This is a genomic window from Ramlibacter sp. PS4R-6, assembly GCF_037572775.1.
GTDB lineage: Bacteria > Pseudomonadota > Gammaproteobacteria > Burkholderiales > Burkholderiaceae_C > Ramlibacter.
Genome location: NZ_JBBHKA010000001.1, coordinates 2,315,301 through 2,331,134 on the forward strand (window position 1 = coordinate 2,315,301; position 15,834 = coordinate 2,331,134).

16 protein-coding genes are annotated in these 15,834 nt (G+C 69.7%); 10 read left to right on the forward strand and 6 right to left on the reverse strand.

Annotation, left to right across the window (positions count from 1 at the left end):
* The first annotated feature begins 3 nt into the window (after positions 1-3).
* Together WG903_RS11505 and WG903_RS11510 are read left to right on the forward strand one after the other, a co-directional pair.
* Entirely contained in the window at positions 4-1,137 is a 1,134-nt protein-coding gene (locus tag WG903_RS11505; RefSeq protein ID WP_340075402.1) for a DSD1 family PLP-dependent enzyme, read from the forward strand.
* On the forward strand, positions 1,127-1,516 hold the full coding sequence (locus WG903_RS11510; RefSeq protein ID WP_340075404.1) for a RidA family protein: 390 nt from the start codon (positions 1,127-1,129) through the stop codon (positions 1,514-1,516). The genes WG903_RS11505 and WG903_RS11510 overlap by 11 nt, the downstream gene beginning before the upstream one ends.
* On the opposite strand, the gene rsgA is transcribed toward WG903_RS11510, so the two are convergent.
* Positions 1,513-2,556 (reverse strand): ribosome small subunit-dependent GTPase A, encoded by a 1,044-nt coding sequence (gene rsgA / locus WG903_RS11515; RefSeq protein ID WP_340075406.1) that lies wholly within the window; start codon positions 2,554-2,556, stop codon positions 1,513-1,515. The two genes, WG903_RS11510 and rsgA, sit on opposite strands and share 4 nt — an antisense overlap.
* 322 nt (positions 2,557-2,878) lie before the next feature.
* Here rsgA and WG903_RS11520 point away from each other — a divergent pair, with 322 nt between their 5' ends.
* A complete protein-coding gene (locus WG903_RS11520) occupies positions 2,879-3,100 on the forward strand; it encodes a hypothetical protein (protein WP_340075408.1) in 222 nt (73 codons plus the stop codon).
* Between the two features lie 3 nt (positions 3,101-3,103).
* Here WG903_RS11520 and WG903_RS11525 read toward each other — a convergent pair whose 3' ends face one another.
* Together WG903_RS11525 and WG903_RS11530 are read right to left on the reverse strand one after the other, a co-directional pair.
* On the reverse strand, positions 3,104-5,287 hold the full coding sequence (locus tag WG903_RS11525) for an amylo-alpha-1,6-glucosidase (RefSeq protein WP_340075410.1): 2,184 nt from the start codon (positions 5,285-5,287) through the stop codon (positions 3,104-3,106).
* Entirely contained in the window at positions 5,284-6,363 is a 1,080-nt protein-coding gene (locus tag WG903_RS11530; protein WP_340075412.1) for a glycosyltransferase family 4 protein, read from the reverse strand. Before WG903_RS11530 ends, WG903_RS11525 begins: the two co-directional genes overlap by 4 nt.
* A gap of 64 nt (positions 6,364-6,427) precedes the next feature.
* Here WG903_RS11530 and WG903_RS11535 point away from each other — a divergent pair, with 64 nt between their 5' ends.
* Positions 6,428-6,982, forward strand: a complete 555-nt coding sequence (locus tag WG903_RS11535; RefSeq protein WP_340075414.1) for a histidine phosphatase family protein — start codon at positions 6,428-6,430, stop codon at positions 6,980-6,982.
* Here WG903_RS11535 and WG903_RS11540 read toward each other — a convergent pair.
* The 3 genes from WG903_RS11540 to WG903_RS11550 form a co-directional block, all read right to left on the reverse strand.
* Positions 6,979-8,241 carry a phospholipase D-like domain-containing protein gene (locus WG903_RS11540; RefSeq protein WP_340075416.1) on the reverse strand — a complete coding sequence of 421 codons (1,263 nt, stop codon included), beginning with the start codon at positions 8,239-8,241 and terminating at the stop codon, positions 6,979-6,981. The two genes, WG903_RS11535 and WG903_RS11540, sit on opposite strands and share 4 nt — an antisense overlap.
* A gap of 90 nt (positions 8,242-8,331) precedes the next feature.
* The gene (gene ypfH, locus WG903_RS11545) at positions 8,332-8,940 is read right to left on the reverse strand and encodes an esterase (RefSeq protein ID WP_340075418.1); all 609 of its coding nucleotides are present in this window, start codon (positions 8,938-8,940) and stop codon (positions 8,332-8,334) included.
* Positions 8,937-9,743: a dioxygenase family protein gene (locus WG903_RS11550; RefSeq protein ID WP_340075420.1), complete on the reverse strand. Its 807-nt coding sequence runs from the start codon at positions 9,741-9,743 to the stop codon at positions 8,937-8,939. Before WG903_RS11550 ends, ypfH begins: the two co-directional genes overlap by 4 nt.
* Before the next feature lie 184 nt (positions 9,744-9,927).
* Here WG903_RS11550 and WG903_RS11555 point away from each other — a divergent pair, with 184 nt between their 5' ends.
* The 6 genes from WG903_RS11555 (at position 9,928) to WG903_RS11580 (ending at position 15,833) form a co-directional block, all read left to right on the forward strand.
* Positions 9,928-10,395 (forward strand): COG4315 family predicted lipoprotein, encoded by a 468-nt coding sequence (locus tag WG903_RS11555; protein WP_340075422.1) that lies wholly within the window; start codon positions 9,928-9,930, stop codon positions 10,393-10,395.
* A 7-nt stretch (positions 10,396-10,402) separates the two neighbouring features.
* On the forward strand, positions 10,403-11,062 hold the full coding sequence (locus tag WG903_RS11560) for a cupredoxin domain-containing protein (RefSeq protein WP_340075424.1): 660 nt from the start codon (positions 10,403-10,405) through the stop codon (positions 11,060-11,062).
* Positions 11,063-11,087: 25 nt separating this feature from the next.
* Entirely contained in the window at positions 11,088-12,629 is a 1,542-nt protein-coding gene (locus WG903_RS11565) for a M20/M25/M40 family metallo-hydrolase (RefSeq protein ID WP_340075426.1), read from the forward strand.
* 1 nt (position 12,630) lies between these two features.
* Complete coding sequence (locus WG903_RS11570) at positions 12,631-13,137, forward strand: GNAT family N-acetyltransferase (protein ID WP_340075428.1); 507 nt, start codon at positions 12,631-12,633, stop codon at positions 13,135-13,137.
* A 154-nt stretch (positions 13,138-13,291) separates the two neighbouring features.
* Positions 13,292-13,741, forward strand: a complete 450-nt coding sequence (locus WG903_RS11575) for a helix-turn-helix domain-containing protein (RefSeq protein WP_340075430.1) — start codon at positions 13,292-13,294, stop codon at positions 13,739-13,741.
* A 43-nt stretch (positions 13,742-13,784) separates the two neighbouring features.
* On the forward strand, positions 13,785-15,833 hold the full coding sequence (locus tag WG903_RS11580; protein WP_340075432.1) for a penicillin-binding protein 1A: 2,049 nt from the start codon (positions 13,785-13,787) through the stop codon (positions 15,831-15,833).
* Position 15,834 lies beyond the last annotated feature (1 nt).

Consider the following 15,834-nt stretch of genomic DNA (forward strand, 5'->3'; position numbering starts at 1 on the left):
GACATGGGCAACCTGGCCGAACTCGACACACCCGCCGCGCTGGTCGATGCGCGGCGCATGCAACGCAACATCGCGCGCATGCAGGACCGCCTGGACGTGCTGGGCGTGCGCTTCCGCCCGCACGTGAAGACGAGCAAGTCGCTGCCGGTGGTCCAGGCGCAGCTGGCGGCGGGTGCGCACGGCATCACCGTCTCGACGCTGAAGGAGGCGGAGCAGTTCTTCGAAGCCGGCATCACGGACATCCTGTACGCGGTGTGCATGGCGCCGGGCAAGTTGCCGCACGTGCTGCGCCTGCGCCGCGCTGGCTGCGACCTGAAGGTGATTACGGACAGCGTGGCGGCCGCGCAGGCGATCGCTGCGTTCGGGCGCGAGCAGGGCGAGGTGTTCGAGGTGTGGATCGAGGTGGACGTGGACGGCCACCGCTCGGGCATCCCGCCGGAGAGCGACATGCTCATCGACGTGGGCCGCGCGCTGCACGAAGGCGGCATGAAGCTGGGGGGCGTGATGGCGCACGCCGGCTCCAGCTACGAGTTCGACGATCCCGAAGCATTGCAGAAAGTCGCGGAGCAGGAACGCAGCGGCACCGTGCGCGCGGCGCAGCGCCTGCGCGATGCCGGCCTGCCGTGCCCGGTGGTCAGCGTGGGCTCGACGCCGACCGCGCTTTCGGCCACGCAGCTGGAAGGCGTGACCGAGGTGCGCGCCGGCGTCTACGTCTTCTTCGACCTGGTGATGCGCAACGTGGGCGTGTGCGCCTTCGACGACATCGCGCTGAGCGTGCTCACCACGGTCATCGGCCACCAGGAAGACAAGGGCTGGGCCATCGTCGATGCCGGCTGGATGGCGATGAGCCGCGACCGCGGCACCGAAAGGCAGAAGTGCGACTTCGGTTACGGGCTGGTGTGCACGCAAGACGGTGCGCCCCTCGAAGGCTACGTGCTGAGCGGCGCCAACCAGGAGCACGGCATCCTGTCGCGCGCGGGTGGCGTCGACAGGGAGATCGCCGCGCGTTTTCCCGTGGGCACGCGGCTGCGCATCCTGCCGAACCATGCGTGCGCCACTGCGGCGCAGCACCCCGAGTACCACGCGATCCTGGCGGACGGCCGCATCGCCACCTGGCCGCGCTTCTATGGCTGGTGACCTGCCCCGCTCCGTGAACCCGGGCGCCAACGCGAAGCCGGGCGGCCACTACTCGCACGGCACCGTCGCCAACGGCTTCGTGTTCGTGTCGGGGCAGCTGCCGATCGCGCGCGACGGCACCAAGCTCAATGGCGCGAGCTTCGCCGACCAGGCACGGCAGGTGCTGGCTAACGTGCAAGCCGTCCTCGAGGCGGCCGGCAGCGGCGTCGACCGGCTCGTGCAGGTGCGCGTGTACGTCGACGACGTCGCGAACTGGCCCGAGTTCAACACGATCTACGCGCAGTGGGCGGGCGCGAGCCGGCCCAGCCGCGCCGTGGTGCCCACCGGCGCGCTGCACTACGGCTTCAAGATCGAGGTCGAAGCCGTCGCCGCCGTCTAGGCGCGCTTTTCGCGCGAGCGCCGCGCGCCGGCCTTGCCCAGCGCCGCCCACTTCTTGCGCAGCGCGATGCGGTCCAGCGCGCCCATCTCCACGCGCTGCGCGTCGCGCAGGAGCTTGTGGTAGTTCTGCAGCCGGTCTTCGTCCACGTGCTCGCGCACCGCGCAACCGGGCTCGCCCTCATGGCGGCAGTCTGCGAAGCGGCACTGCAGCGCGAGCGACTGCACGTCCTCGTATGTCGCGGCCAGCGTCTCCGCATCGGCATCGGGCCGCCACGTGCGCAGGCCCGGCGTGTCGATGATGCAGGCGCCTTGCGGGCACAGGTGCAGCGAACGCGCGGTCGTCGTGTGGCGCCCGCGCCCGTCGCCGCTGCGCACGCCGCCCGTCGCCTGGCCGGCGTCGGTGAGCGTGTTGGTCAGCGTCGACTTGCCCGCGCCCGACGAGCCGAGCAGCACCAGCGTCTGGCCCGCGTGCAGCCACGGCCCGATCTCCGTGCGTGCCTGTCCCGACAGCGCGTTGACCGCGAGCACCGGCACCGTCGCGGGCAGGCGGCGGCACACGTCGGCGTAGCGCTCGCGCGCATCGGGCGCGATGTCGGCCTTGGTGAGCACGACCACCGGCACCACGTCGCACGCGCGCACCATGGCGAGGTAACGCTCCATGCGGCGCGGGTTGAAGTCGGCGTCCAGCCCCATCACCAGCAGCGCGGTGTCCACGTTGCTGGCGAGCGGCTGGCGCCGGCCGTCGTTGGCGCGGCGCGCGATCTGCGTCACGGGCTCGACGACATCGGCGATCCAGAGGTCGCCATGCTCGTCTTCCTGCACGACGACCCAGTCGCCGACGGTCAGTTGCGTGTCGTGGCGCAGCCTGCGCGCCGTTCCCTCGTGCAGGCCGTCGTGCAGCGCGAAGGTATCGCGCTGGGTTTCAGTGATGCGCGCCAGGCGCGCGTTCGGCGGGGTGTCCGCCAGTTGTGCGACGCGGTTGACGATGCCCTGGGTGAGGCCGATCGCGCGCAGGTTGTCGAAATCGATGTGTTCGAACATGGGGGTCCATGGATGAATGCTTCCGCCACGCGCAGGAAAGCGCGTGGAACTGGGGGTTTGGAAGCCGGCCGCGGCGAGCGCGGCGATCAATGGACCCGGTGAGGGATCGGGTGAAGCGCGGGGCTCAGGCCGCAACCGGCACGGGGGCGACAGGCTTGGTTTGGCTCATGGTCATCTCCTTGTGCGGTTGGGTGGAAGAAACGAAGGCGCGAGTGTGCCAGCGACCGACCGGACGGTCAAGGATTTGTAGGAGAAAACGTACAGCCTCCAAGCTCGCGTCCTACAGACACGCTGCGGTGCTCAACCTGAGGATGGCCGTCCAATGTTGAAGAAAGCAGTCCACCCCATGTTGCAAGGCCAGAGCTTTCGCGACCGCGACGGCCAACGCTGGTTGGTGCGCGCCCAGCGCCCCGGCCCCGAAGGCCAGTTCGTGATCGAAGCCGAGATGAAGGGCACGTACCCGCGTGTCGCCGTCTACACGATGACCGAGCGCGAGTTCCGCGCCCACGCACGCACCGCGTCGCTCAAACCCGAGCGGCGTTGAGCCTCACATCCGCACGCGCACGTCGCACTCGCCCGACTTGCGCGTGACGTCGATGCCCACGTGGTTGCCGTAGCGCTGCAGCCGCATGTCCACCTTGGCGCCCGCCACGTCCAGCCGCAGGATCTCCATCCACTCGACGAAGTGCGGCAGGCGCGGCGCGTGCAGCGCCACCTCGCCGTTGCCCGCGTCCACGTCCAGCCCCAGGCAGGCCTGCAGCATGGCGTAGACGCCGGCGGCGGCCCACGCCTGCGGTGAGCACGCCACCGGGTACAGCGTGGGCCCGGCGCTGCCGCGCCGCGGGAACCCGCAGAAGAGTTCGGGCAGGCGGTGCTGGTTGAAGTGCAGGCTCGAATCGAACATGCCGCTGAAGACGCGCATGGCCTGCAGCGTGTGGCCGTAGCGCGCCATGCCCGCGGCGATCAGCGCGTTGTCGTGCGGCCAGATCGACCCGTTGTGGTACGACATGGGGTTGTAGCGCGCCTGGCCCTCGGCCACGGTGCGGATGCCCCAGCCGCTGAAGAAGTCGGGTTCCAGCAGGCGTTCGGACATGCGCGCCGCGTGCTCGGGCAGGGCAATGCCGCTCCACATCGTGTGGCCGGCGTTGGAAGTGGCGACCTCGCAGCGCTCGCCGTGGCCGTCCAGCGCGATGGCGTACAGGCCCATGTGCTCCGACCAGAAGCGCGCGGCGAAGGCTTCGCGCAAGCTGCGCGCCTTTTCGCGCTGGGTCTTGGCCATCGCGGTTTCGCCCAGCGCATCGGCAATCTCGGCCGCCTGCAGCCGCGCTTCGTACACGTAGCCCTGCACCTCGCACAGCGCGATGGGCGTGTCGGCCATGCGGCCGTCGGCATGGAACACCGAGTCGTGCGAGTCCTTCCAGCCCTGCTGCACCAGGCCGTCGCTGCTGCGCCGCGCGTAGGCGACGAAGCCGTCGGCGTCGGCCATGCGGTCGATCCAGTCCAGCGCGGCGCGCACGTTCGGCCAGATCGAGCGGATGAAGGCGAGGTCGCCGGTGCGCCGCAGGTACGCGCCGGCCAGGCCGACGAAGAGGGGCGTCGAATCGACGCTGCCGTAGTAGCGCGCAAAGGGCACCTCGCGCGTGGTGGCCATCTCGCAGTTGCGCGCCTCGTGCAGGATCTTGCCGGGCTCGGCATCGCGCGAAGGGTCGCTCTCGCGCGCCTGCGTCTCGGCGAGAAACGCCAGCACGCCGCGCGCCGGCGCAGGGTCGATCCACAGCAGCTCGCGCGCGGTGATCACGCCGTCGCGGCCGAACGTGGTCGAGTACCACGGCACGCCCGCATACGGGTACAGGCCCGTGGAGAGCTTCGTGCACAGCATCACCACGTCGGCGAAGGAGCGCCGCAGCCACAGGTCCATCTGCGGGTGCGAGGTGACGAGCGCGCAGCTCTCGGCTTCGATCTCGCGCCGCACCTGTTCGTTGGCGCGGTAGGCCTCGACATAGGGGATGCGCCCCGTTTTCGCCGGGACGTCGCTGCGCTCGCACTCCACCGAACAGTACAGGTGCCATTCCTCGCCCGGCGCCACCTGCACCTCGAACACCGCGCTGTCTTCGGTCAGGGACTGCGGCGCCGGCTCGAAGTGGATGCGCGTGCGACGCTCCACCTGGTCGAGGCCCTCGTAGGCGAATAGCACGTGGTCCGCTGCCGCCCGCGCAGGCAGCGTGCGGCCACGGTTCACGCGCGCCATGCCCCGCACCTCGAACAGGTCGGCGAAGTCGGCGGAATACGCCAGGCCCAGGCGCATGAAGGCCGCTTCGGTGCCGTGGTTGGTGATGCGGATGTGCTCGCGCACGCAGTCCTGCCACAGCAGCTTGGCGCGGAAGATGTGGATGGAGCCCTTGCCGATGTCGCCGCGGTCGGGGTTCATGAACTCGGCGACCAGCACGTTGTTGTCCTCGCGCACGCTCGAGCCCAGGAACATGGGGCGCACGCCCTCGACCGTCAGGCGCATCTCGCTCAGGTGCCGCGTGTCCTCGTAGAACAGGCCTTCCTCGCCCAGCCCGGTGCCGTCGACGTCGCCATAGCGGTCGCTCACCAAAAAGCTGTTGCCTTCCTTGAGCACGTGCGGGCTCTCGTCCGCACGCGCCGCCTTCGCCGACACGTACCACTCGTTGCCGATGCGGATGCGGTCGGCCTGCAGGCCCATGGCTTGCGTCTCGCGCTTGCTCATGCGGGGCTCGATTCCTCGACGTCGCCCTCGCGTTCCATGCGATGCCCCGCAAGGCGCGAGTACACGTCGACATAAGCCTGCGCCATGTGCGGCGAGGAAAAGCGCTGCTCGAACACGCGCCGGCAGTCGGCACGGTCGATCTCGCCGACGCGCTGCGCGGCGGCGATGGCGGCCTTCTGGTTGTCCACGACGAAGCCGGTGACGCCGTCGTCCAGGAGTTCGGGCACCGAGCCCATGCCGTAGGCGACCACGGGCGTGCCGCAGGCGAGCGACTCGATCACCACCAGGCCGAAGGGCTCGGGCCAGTCGATGGGAAAGAGCAGGGCGCGCGCGCCGCCCAGCAGCACGTTCTTGCCGGCGTCGTCCACCTCGCCCACGTACTTCACGAGCGGGTGCTCCATGAGGTGGGCGATCTCGCGTTCGTAGTACTCGCGGTCGGCATCGTCGATCTTGGCGGCCACGACCAGCCGCGTGTTGCAGGCGACGGCGATCTCGATCGCACGGTCCAGGCGTTTCTCGGGCGAGATGCGGCCGATGAAGGCGAAGTAGTCGAGCGGCTGCGCCGAGAAGTCGTACAGCCCCAGGGGCAGGCCGTGGTACACGGTGGCGACGTAGTTCGCATCCGGCAGCGCTTGCCGCTGGTGGTCGGAGATCGACACCACCGGGTGGTCGCGGAACTGCTCGTGCAGGGCCTTGAGGTAAGGCGCGTCCAGGCGCCCGTGGAAGGTGGTCACGCTGGGCGTCGGGCAAACCCGCGACATCGGGTAGTGGAGGCAGTCGACATGGAAGTGCATCACGTCGAACTCGTTCGCCCGCTGGAACACCAGGTCGTTGAGCATGGTCTGGCGCGCCATCCAGCCCGTGCGCGCCGACGCGGTCCGCATGCCGTGTTCGCACACCGACACCAGGTCGGCGGACGTGATCGAGTCGCCGGTGGCGAAGAGCGTGACCTGGTGGCCCTGCTCGACCAGCGCCTCGGTGAGGTAGGAAACGACCCGCTCGGTGCCGCCGTAGCCCTTGGGCGGGACGCTTTCGAACAGGGGGGCGACTTGCGCGATCCTCAGGGTTTTCTTCATCCGGCAAAGCTATCTGCTTACCGAGTCTTGTTGCATCGCCGCACTGCTGGCATTCTTGTAGTCGATGGCCTACCGCTTTCTTCAACTTGTGCTTGTTTTCGCGCTGGCGCCGTTCACCGCGCACGCGGCCGACGTCGAGCTACGCAGCGGCGACATCGTGCTGTTGCGCCACGCGAGCGCGCCGGGCGTCGGCGACCCGCCGGGCTTCAAGCTGGACGATTGCGCCACGCAGCGCAACCTCAGTGATGCGGGCCGGGCCGAAGCGCGACGGTTCGGCGAGGAGATGAAGCGGCGCGGCGTGCGCATCGGCGCGGTGCTCACCTCGCAGTGGTGCCGCACCCGCGACACGGCGAAGCTCGCGTTTCCCGGCATCGCCGCGCGCGACGAGCCATCGTTCAACTCGTGGTTCGGGCAGGTGCCGGTGGAAAGCGAAGGCGAGCTCAAGAAGGCCCGCGACGTGCTGAGGCGCTGGAGCGGCCCGGGCGTCCTGGTGGTGGTGTCGCACCAGATCAACATCCACGCCATCACCGGCGTGCCCACGGCGTCCGCCGAAGCGGTGGTGGTGCGCAAGGACGCGAAGGGCGAACTGGCCGTCGCCGGGACGATCCAGGCGCCCTAGAAGAAGCTCTTGAACAGGTAGAACATGTTGTCGATCGCCTTGTGGCGCCAAGAGCGGTGGCGCCAGCGGTCCAGGTCGATCTCTTCCGCGCGCTTGACGTACTTCTCGAACACGCCGTCGAGCTGGCCCGCGAGGTCCTTGTCGAGGATGGCCAGCGTGATCTCGTCGTTGGTCTCGAAGCTGCGGTCGTCGAAGTTGGTCGAACCGATGGCGCTCCAGATGCCGTCCACCGTCATCACCTTCTGGTGCAGGAGCGTGTGCGGGTACTCGAAGAGCTTCACGCCGTGCTCCATCAGCATCTCGAAGTTGCGGTGCCCCGCGTGCTGCACCATGGGGTTGTCGCTGCCGCTGGTCGACGGCATCAGCACGCGCACGTCCACGCCGCGCTTCACGGCCGCGCCGAACGCCTTGATCGCCTCGGGCTCGGGGATGAAATAGGGGTTCTGGATCCAGATGCGCTTGCGCGCCAGGCAGATCACCGTGTGGTGCAGGATCTTGATGGTCGGCGCCGAGTTCTCGGGCTTCACGAACACCGGGTGCATGGTCACGTCGCCGGCGCGCTCCAGCTTCGGGAAGAAACCCTCGCCGACGAGCAGTTCGCCCGAATCGCCCGTCCAGTTCTCGCTGAACACGCCTTGCAGGTTGTTCACGATGGGGCCGTGCAGCCAGACGCTCAGGTCCGAGAAGTGGCAGCCGTCCTCCGCGTCGCCCAGCCATTCGTCCACGATGCAGTGGCCGCCGACGAAGGCCTCGCGCCCGTCGATCACGATCAGCTTGCGGTGGTCGCGGTTGTTGAGCACGCCCAGGTTGCGCAGCGACCGCTTGTGGAAGAAGCGCACCTTGCAGCCGGCGTCGCGCAGCTGCTTCAGCACGTCCTTGCCCATGTTCCGCGAACCGGTGTCGTCGAGCATGATGCGCACGTGGACGCCGGCGCGGGCGCGGTGGATGAAGGCCGCGGCCAGCTTGCGGCCCAGCTGGCCGTCCTTCCAGAGGAAGGTCTCGAAGTGGACGTGCTGCCGCGCGGCGGCGATGCGCTCGAGGATCACGTCGTAGAAGCGCCCGTTCTCGATCAGTTCCACGGAATTCCCATCGACGGGCGTGCTCAGGGTGATCCCGGCCAGCGAGGTCACCAGGTCGTCGATCGGCGCGTCGCACTGCACCTCGAGCTTGGGATCGCGGTGCCGGCGGATGGACCAGATCACGATCACCAGCAAGGCGATGACCGCGAGAAAGCCGAGCGTCCAGAGGGATGCCACCATGGATGGGATTGTTCCGCCGCGCGCGGCAGCGCCGAGTCAGCCAATGCCGCGTCAGCGGGACGGCGCTTGCGAACGGATGGGCTGGTTCGCCTACGCGCGCAGCCGTTCGACGACGCGCTGCGCGATCGGCATGCTGATGCCGTGGCCGGTGGCGGGGAAGACGTCGATGGTCGCGCTGGCCCCCAGCTGGCGCGCAGCCTCGATGGCGTGGGAGACGGGCACGACGCCGTCGTCCTGGCCGTGCAGGAAATGGAAGCGCGTGTTCGCGGGCGGCGTGGCGGGCACGATGGCAAAGCGCCCGGACAGCGACACGATGCGGCCCGCCAGCGCGTGGCCGAGCCGCGCCGATTCGAGCGCCATGATCGCGCCCTGCGAGAAGCCCACGATCACCGTCGCCTCGGGCTTCACGCCAAAGCGTTGCTGCAGCTCATGGACCGCCTGCACGAACAGCGGCATGGCCTGCTCGATGCGCGCGGGCCGGCTGGCCTCGGTCACGCCGCCGATCGAGAACCACTGCAGCCCGCTGCCGAAATCGGAGGGAAAGGGCGCGGGCACCGACGCCACGCTGGCGTTCGGGAAGGCGCGCGCGAGGAATTCGCCGATGGGCACCAAGTCGTCCGCCGTCGCGCCGACGCCGTGGAACAGCAGGATCAGCTGCTGTGCCCCGGGCACTTCGCGAACGACGACGGGCTCCTTCACGCCGGCACCTTCGCCGTTTCGCCGAAGACGTAGGCGTCCATCGCGAGCACGCCGAAGGTCATGCCGCCGTCAATGACGCGCACCGGCGCGTCCGGGTCCGCCGCGCCGAAAGCGAAGGGCAGCGGCAGGTAGTGGTCCGGCGTCGGGTGCGCGCGGCGCGCATGCGGGGCCGACGTCGCGTAGTTGGCGAGCGCGGCGCCGTCGTGAGCCTTCACGGCCTTGCGGGCCCAGTCCACGAACTCGGTGGCATAGGTGGGGCCGGCGTTCTCCTCGCCGGCGCCCCACACCACCTCGCGCAGGTTGTGCGTGATGCTGCCCGAGCCGACGATCAGCACGCCTTCTTCCGCTAGCGGGGCGAGCGAGCGGCCCAGCTTCACGGCACCTTCGCCGTCGAGCGTGTGCGGCATCGACACCTGGAACACGGGCACGTCGGCCTTCGGAAAGAGATGGCGCACGGGCACCCAGGCGCCGTGGTCCATGCCCCATTCGTTGTCGGCGACCGCGTTCCAGCCGTCGGCGTTCAGCAGCTCCAGCGCCCGCGCCGCGACGTGGGGAGCGCCGGGCGCCGGGTACTGGATGCGATAGAGCTCGTCGGGGAAACCGCCGAAGTCGTGGATGGTCTCCGGCGTGGCCGTCGTGGCCACGCGCAGGCCGCGCGTGGTCCAGTGCGGCGAGAACACGAGCACGGCCTTGGGCCGCGGCAGCTCGCGGCCGAGCTGGGTGAGCAGGGGGCCGGCCTTGCCGGGATCGATGGCGAACGTCGGCGAACCGTGCGAGATGAAGAGCGAGGGCATGCGGGTCATGGGCTCATTGTGGTCGCGCGCGCGGCTTTCGTGGGGCGGCGCCGTTGAACGCAGCGTTGCAATCGACTGAATGCTGCGTGCGTGCAGGACTTCACGCAATTCGGGCGGTGCGCGGGAATAGACCGGCCCCGCGCCGTGTTCATCCGCCCGTACGCACCCCGAAACCCCCACAGGAGAAACTCGAATGAAGAAGTTGCTTACCGCTGCCTTACTGCCGGCCCTGCTCGGCGCCTGCGCGACGACCGGCGGGACCTATGCGTCGTCCGGCAGCTATGGCGGGTCCGACTACGGCTCGCCCGCACCCGCGCCCGTCGCCAAGGTCGCGGCCGCCCCCGTCGTTGCGGGCTTGCCGCTGATGGTCAAGGACGGCCTCGTCGTCACGAAGAAGGGCATCACCGTCTACACCTTCGACAAGGACGTCGCGGGCAGCGGCCGCTCCAGCTGCAACGGCGACTGCGCGGTGCAGTGGCCGCCGGTGCTGGCCGCTGCGTCGGACGACGCGCAGGGCGCGTACACCGTCGTCGCGCGCGACGACGGCCGCCGCCAGTGGGCCTACAAGGGCAAGCCCGTGTACACGTGGCCCGAGGACCAGGAGCCGGGCGACAAGTACGGCGACAACTACCTGAAGGCCTGGCATGTCGTGCCGCAGTGAGCGGCGCATGAAGGGCCGTCCGCTGGCCGTCCTGCTGGCCCTCGCGCTCGCGCCGCTGGCCGCGGCCGTGGCGGGCACGCTCAACGTCGTCGTGATGGACAAGGAAGGCAAGCCCGTGCCCGACGCGGTCGTGGCGCTGGTGCCTTCGCGTGCCGCGGCGCCCAAGGTGGCGCTGCCCACGCAGGTGACCATCAACCAGGAGAAGATGCGCTTCGTGCCCGCGGTGGCCCTCGTGGCCGTGGGCGCGAAAGGCACTTTCGTCAACAACGACCCGTGGGAGCACCACGTGCGCGCCAGCGCCGCGGGCATCAAGAGCTTCGACGACGGCGGCAGCGGCGGCTTCGAGCTGCGCCTGGAAGGCAAGGCCGATGGCAAGCCGGCGAAGACGGCGGTCGCGACCTTCGACAAGCCGGGGCCGGTCCTGGTCGGCTGCCACCTGCATGCGTCGATGAAGGGCCACGTGTACGTGAGCGACACGCCTTGGGCCGCGCTCACGGGCGATGACGGAACCGCGAGCTTCGACGCCGTGCCCGAGGGCCCGGTGTTCGTGCGCGTGTGGCAGGCCGACCAGCTGATCGACGTGCCGCCGCGGCAGATGACGCTGGGCGCCACGCCCGCCAGCACCACCGTCCACCTCACCGTCGTGCCGCGCCGCAAACGCACCTGAGGCCATGGCCGGGCTACGATGGGGGGTGCTCAAGCGCATCCTTCCCATCGCCGGCCTGGCGTTCGCTTCGTTTGCGCAGGCGCAGGCCGTCGCGCTGGACCCCGAGATCGCAGCGCTGGCGCAGCGCGAGGCGCCGGCCGTGCTCGAGACGCTGCGCCAGCTCACGTCGGTCGACAGCGGCACCAACCAAGCGGGCGTGGCGGCGGTGGCCGAGCAGGTCGAGCGCTTTGCCAAGGGTCTGGGCGCCGACGTGCAGCGCGTCACGCCCGCGAACAACGTCATCGGCCCCAACCTCGTGGTCACCTTCAAGGGAACGGGGCAGCGGCGCATCATGCTGATGGCGCACATGGACACCGTGTACGTGGCGGGAACCGCGGCCGCACGGCCCTTCCGGCTGGACGGCAACCGGGCCATCGCGCCGGGCATCGGCGACGACAAGGGCGGCGTGGCGGTGTTCCTGCATGCGATGAAGCTGCTGAAGGCGCGCGGCTTCGCGGACTACGAGCGCGTGACGCTGGTCTTCAACAGCGACGAGGAGCAGGGCAGCTTCGGCTCGCGCGACCTGATCCGCTCGCAGGCGTCGCGGCACGACGTGATCCTGAGCGGCGAATCGAGCGGCCCGCGCGAGACGCTGGTCATCGGCACCTCGGGGGCGGGCGGCCTGCGCGTGGTGTTCCGCCGCGGCGACCGCATGGTCGAGGAAGCCTCCGACACGGTGCTGCGCACGCGCGAGCTGTTCACGCAGGTACCCGAGACGCGCATGAACTGGACGATCGCGCGCGTGGAGGACACGACGGCGCTGAAGGACGCGGCCGCGACGATCACCTGGCGCATCAAGGGGCGGCCTTCGCATGCCGGCGTCACGCCGCACCTCGGGATCAACGCCGTGGTCGAGGGCGCGCTCCTTGTCAAGCGCGTGACGCAAGCCGCCGCGACGATGCCGGGCGTGCGGCTGCAGTGGCGCGCGCTGACGGGCGGGCAGGTGTCGAACATCATTCCCGACCAGGGCCTGGCGCAAGTCGAGATCGCGGCGCCGAACGTGCAGGAGGCAGCCGCCGCCCTGGCGCAGGTGGGCAGCCAGCCCGGCCTGCCGGGCGCGCAGGTCACCGTGGAAGTCACGCCGGGCCCGGCGCCCGCCGGTAGCGGCGGCGACGTCTTCGCTTCCGCCGACATCCGCGTGCCCACGCCGGAAGCTTTTGCCACGCTCACGAAGATCGTGCGCGACAGGGTGGAGGAGAAGAAGTTCGCGTCGACCTCGCTCGCCGCGAGCGAGCTGCTGGCCTTCCCGCCGTACAACATGAACGCGCAGGCGCGCGCCATCGCGGAGACGGTGATCGCGATCAACCGGCAATTGGGCGGCGAGCTGGAGATCGGCCCGCGCGCCTTCGGCGCCACCGACGCCGCGTGGGCCGGGCAATCGGGCAAGCCGGTGCTGGAGGGCTTCGGCCTGCCCGGCGCCAACTACCACTCGTCCGACGAGGAATACATCTTTGCCGACCGCATCCCGCGGCGGCTGGCGCTGGTGGCCGAGACCATCCGCGCGATCTCGCGCATGGAGGGCAAGTGAGATGCAGGTTCACCGGATCGTGAACGCAACCGAAGCCGACATCGAGGGCCTGGCCGACGTCCTCATCGACTGCGTCGAGGGCGGCGCGTCGGTGAGCTTCATGGAGCCGATGACGCGCGAGAAGGCGCTCGGGTTCTGGCGCAAGGTCGCGCAATCGGCGGCGCGCGGCGAGCGCGTGCTGCTCGCCGCCGAGGAGGGCGGGCGCATCGTGGGCACCGTGCAGGTCGTCTTCGACATGCCCGAGAACCAGCCGCACCGCGGCGATGTCTCCAAGATGCTCGTCCACCGCTCGATGCGCAAACGCGGCATCGGCGAATTGCTGATGCGCGCGGCGGAGCAGGCGGCCGCCGAACACCGCAAGACCCTGCTGGTGCTGGACACCGCGAGCGCCGATGCGGAACGGCTGTACGAGCGCTGCGGCTGGCAGCGCGTGGGCGTCATTCCCGGCTATGCCCTGCTGCCGCAGGGCGGGTACTGCGACACGGTGTATTTCTACAAGACGCTCTGAGGGGTCGCGTGGTTGCGGAAATCTATCCGCAGTTCGCCGGATACAAGCCGATGCGACATTAGTTTGGCCGTGGGCTAAGATGGGCCCATCGGAGGCAACCGGCTTCGCAATCCCCGGCACCAACAGAGGGAAGCAGGCCAACAGCGCAAAGCCCATGCCCAACATTGCATCGCTCCTAAAAGAAGAAATCGCCCGCGTCTCGCGAAAGCAATCCCGCACCGAAATCCAGGCGCTGAAGAAGGCGAATTCCCACTACCGCGGCCAGATCGCGGAACTGAAGCGCCGCATGCAGGCGCTGGAGCAGCAGGTGCGCCGCCTCGGCAAGGCCGGGCCCGTGCGCGGCGCCAGGGCCGCCGCCGCCGAAGATGACGGCGAGGAGGGCGGCCCCCAGATCCGCTACAGCGCCAAGAGCCTGGCGTCGCAGCGCAAGCGGCTCGGCCTGTCGGCCGCGTCGCTCGCCAAGTTGCTGGGCGTGTCGGCACTGTCGGTCTACAAGTGGGAAAGCGGCAACACGCGCCCGCGCCGCAAGCAGATCGAGGCCATCGCGCAGCTGCGCGGCATGGGGCGCCGCGACGCGCAGAAGAAGCTCGAGGAACTCGGCTAGGCGTCCTACAGCAGCCACGGCTGGGCCAGCCTAGAGTCGCGCCATGGCCGACGAGGAGACGCCGCAAGGCACGAGCGCGCGCCTGCGCGCATGGGGCTCGCAAGCCACGGCGTTCGCGCGCCGCTGCGCCGGCTGGGTGCGCCGCCACCCGTGGCGCACCGTCGCGATCCCGCCGCTCCTCGTCGCCGCATGGGTGCTGGCCCTCATCCCGTTCACGCCCAGCGTCGCCGACCTGCGCAAGTTCCGCACCGAGGTGCCGGCAGTCGTGCTCTCGTCCGACGGCGTCGTCATCGCCGAATACCGGCGCGTGAACCGGCGCTGGGTGCCGCTGGAAGGCATCTCGCCGCGCGTGGTGGACGCGCTCATCGCCACCGAGGACCGGCGCTTCTACAGCCACCACGGCATCGACGTCGTGCGCACGGCGGGTGCCCTCGTGCGCACGCTGCGCGGTGACCGGCAGGGCGGCTCGACCATCACGCAGCAGCTCGCGCGCAACCTGTTCCCCGAGGACATCGGCCGCGCGCCGACACTCACGCGCAAGGTGAAGGAGGCCATCACCGCGCTGAAGATCGAGGCCGTGTATTCCAAGAACGAGATCCTCGAGGTCTACCTGAACACGGTGCCTTTCCTCTACAACGCCTTCGGCATCGAGATGGCGGCGCGCACCTACTTCGACACCAGCGCCGACAAGCTGGACGTGCTGCAAAGCGCGACGCTGGTGGCGATGCTCAAGGGCACGGCCGCGTACAACCCGGTGCTCAACCCCGAACGGGCGCTCGCGCGGCGCAACCTCGTGCTCACGCAGATGGCGCAGGTGGGCAAGCTCGACCCCACGCGCGTGGCGGCGCTGCAGAAGCGCCCGCTGGGCATCGACTTCGAGCGGCAGGACGAGATCCCGGGCCCGGCGCCGCACGTCGCGCAGTTCCTGCGCAAGTGGCTGATCGAGTGGGCCGACCGCAACGGCTACGACATCTACGCCGACGGCCTCGTCGTGCGCACGACGCTCGACGGCAAGCTGCAGAAGGCGGCGGTGCAGGCCGTGGTGCGGCAGGGCGCGCAACTGCAGTCGCTCGTCGACCGGCGGGTGCGCAAGGGCGAGACCGCGCCGACGATCCAGGCCGGCTTCGTGGCGATGGACCCGCGCTCGGGTTTCATCCGCGCGTGGGTGGGCAGCCGCGACTTCGCCAAGGAGCAGTTCGACCACGTTGCGCAGGCGCGCCGCCAGCCCGGCTCCACCTTCAAGCCCTTCGTGTACGCGGCCGCCTTCGAGGCGGGCATGCATCCTTCCTTCACCTACCAGGACGCGCCGGTGTCGTACCGGCTGGCGGGCGGCGAGGTGTGGAGCCCCAACGACGTCGCCCCGCCGACGATGCAGCAGATGTCGCTGCGCGACGGCCTGGTGTTCTCGAAGAACCGCATCACCGCGCAGGTGATGCACAACGTGGGCCCGGAGCGCGTGGCGAAGACCGCGCGCGCCATGGGCGTGCGCGACAGCAAGCTGGAAGCCGTGCCTTCGCTTGCGCTGGGCACGAGCCCCGTCACCTTGCGCGAAATGGTCGCGGCCTACGCGCCGATCGCCAATGGCGGCCTCTACGCCGAGCCTCACCTCGTGCTGAGCATCGAGCGGCGCGACGGCGAGCTGCTCGCGCAGTTCGCGTACCCCGACCCCGAGCGCGCGATCTCGCGGGCGACCTCGCTGCTGCTGGTCGACGTGATGCGCGGCGTCGTCGACGAAGGCACGGGCACGGCGATCCGCTCGCGCTTCGGCATCCAGGCCGACGTTGCGGGCAAGACCGGCACCACGCAGGACAACAGCGACGGCTGGTTCCTGCTCGTGCACCGCCAGCTGGTCGGTGGCGCGTGGGTGGGCTTCAACGACCCCGCCGTGAAAATGGGCGACTGGGGCGAGGGCGCCCGCAGCGCGCTGCCCATCGTGGGCGACGTGTTCCAGCAGGCGCTGCGCAACCGCTGGATCGACCCGCAGGCCGAGTTCGACATCCCCCGGCCCAAGCGCGAGCCGCCGCGGCGCGAGGACCCGGTGGTCGATTTCTTCAGCCGTTTGTTTGCTCCCCTTTTCCGCCGGTCGCATTAGA

What these genes read in the sequence shown, in the direction of transcription:
- WG903_RS11505 (WP_340075402.1), top strand. Translation starts at nt 4, where the DNA reads ATGGGCAACCTGGCCGAACTCGACACACCCGCCGCGCTGGTCGATGCG.
- WG903_RS11510 (WP_340075404.1), top strand. Translation starts at nt 1,127, where the DNA reads ATGGCTGGTGACCTGCCCCGCTCCGTGAACCCGGGCGCCAACGCGAAG.
- rsgA (WP_340075406.1), bottom strand. Translation starts at nt 2,556, where the DNA reads ATGTTCGAACACATCGATTTCGACAACCTGCGCGCGATCGGCCTCACC.
- WG903_RS11520 (WP_340075408.1), top strand. Translation starts at nt 2,879, where the DNA reads ATGTTGAAGAAAGCAGTCCACCCCATGTTGCAAGGCCAGAGCTTTCGC.
- WG903_RS11525 (WP_340075410.1), bottom strand. Translation starts at nt 5,287, where the DNA reads ATGAGCAAGCGCGAGACGCAAGCCATGGGCCTGCAGGCCGACCGCATC.
- WG903_RS11530 (WP_340075412.1), bottom strand. Translation starts at nt 6,363, where the DNA reads ATGAAGAAAACCCTGAGGATCGCGCAAGTCGCCCCCCTGTTCGAAAGC.
- WG903_RS11535 (WP_340075414.1), top strand. Translation starts at nt 6,428, where the DNA reads ATGGCCTACCGCTTTCTTCAACTTGTGCTTGTTTTCGCGCTGGCGCCG.
- WG903_RS11540 (WP_340075416.1), bottom strand. Translation starts at nt 8,241, where the DNA reads ATGGTGGCATCCCTCTGGACGCTCGGCTTTCTCGCGGTCATCGCCTTG.
- WG903_RS11550 (WP_340075420.1), bottom strand. Translation starts at nt 9,743, where the DNA reads ATGACCCGCATGCCCTCGCTCTTCATCTCGCACGGTTCGCCGACGTTC.
- WG903_RS11555 (WP_340075422.1), top strand. Translation starts at nt 9,928, where the DNA reads ATGAAGAAGTTGCTTACCGCTGCCTTACTGCCGGCCCTGCTCGGCGCC.
- WG903_RS11560 (WP_340075424.1), top strand. Translation starts at nt 10,403, where the DNA reads ATGAAGGGCCGTCCGCTGGCCGTCCTGCTGGCCCTCGCGCTCGCGCCG.
- WG903_RS11570 (WP_340075428.1), top strand. Translation starts at nt 12,631, where the DNA reads ATGCAGGTTCACCGGATCGTGAACGCAACCGAAGCCGACATCGAGGGC.
- WG903_RS11575 (WP_340075430.1), top strand. Translation starts at nt 13,292, where the DNA reads ATGCCCAACATTGCATCGCTCCTAAAAGAAGAAATCGCCCGCGTCTCG.
- WG903_RS11580 (WP_340075432.1), top strand. Translation starts at nt 13,785, where the DNA reads ATGGCCGACGAGGAGACGCCGCAAGGCACGAGCGCGCGCCTGCGCGCA.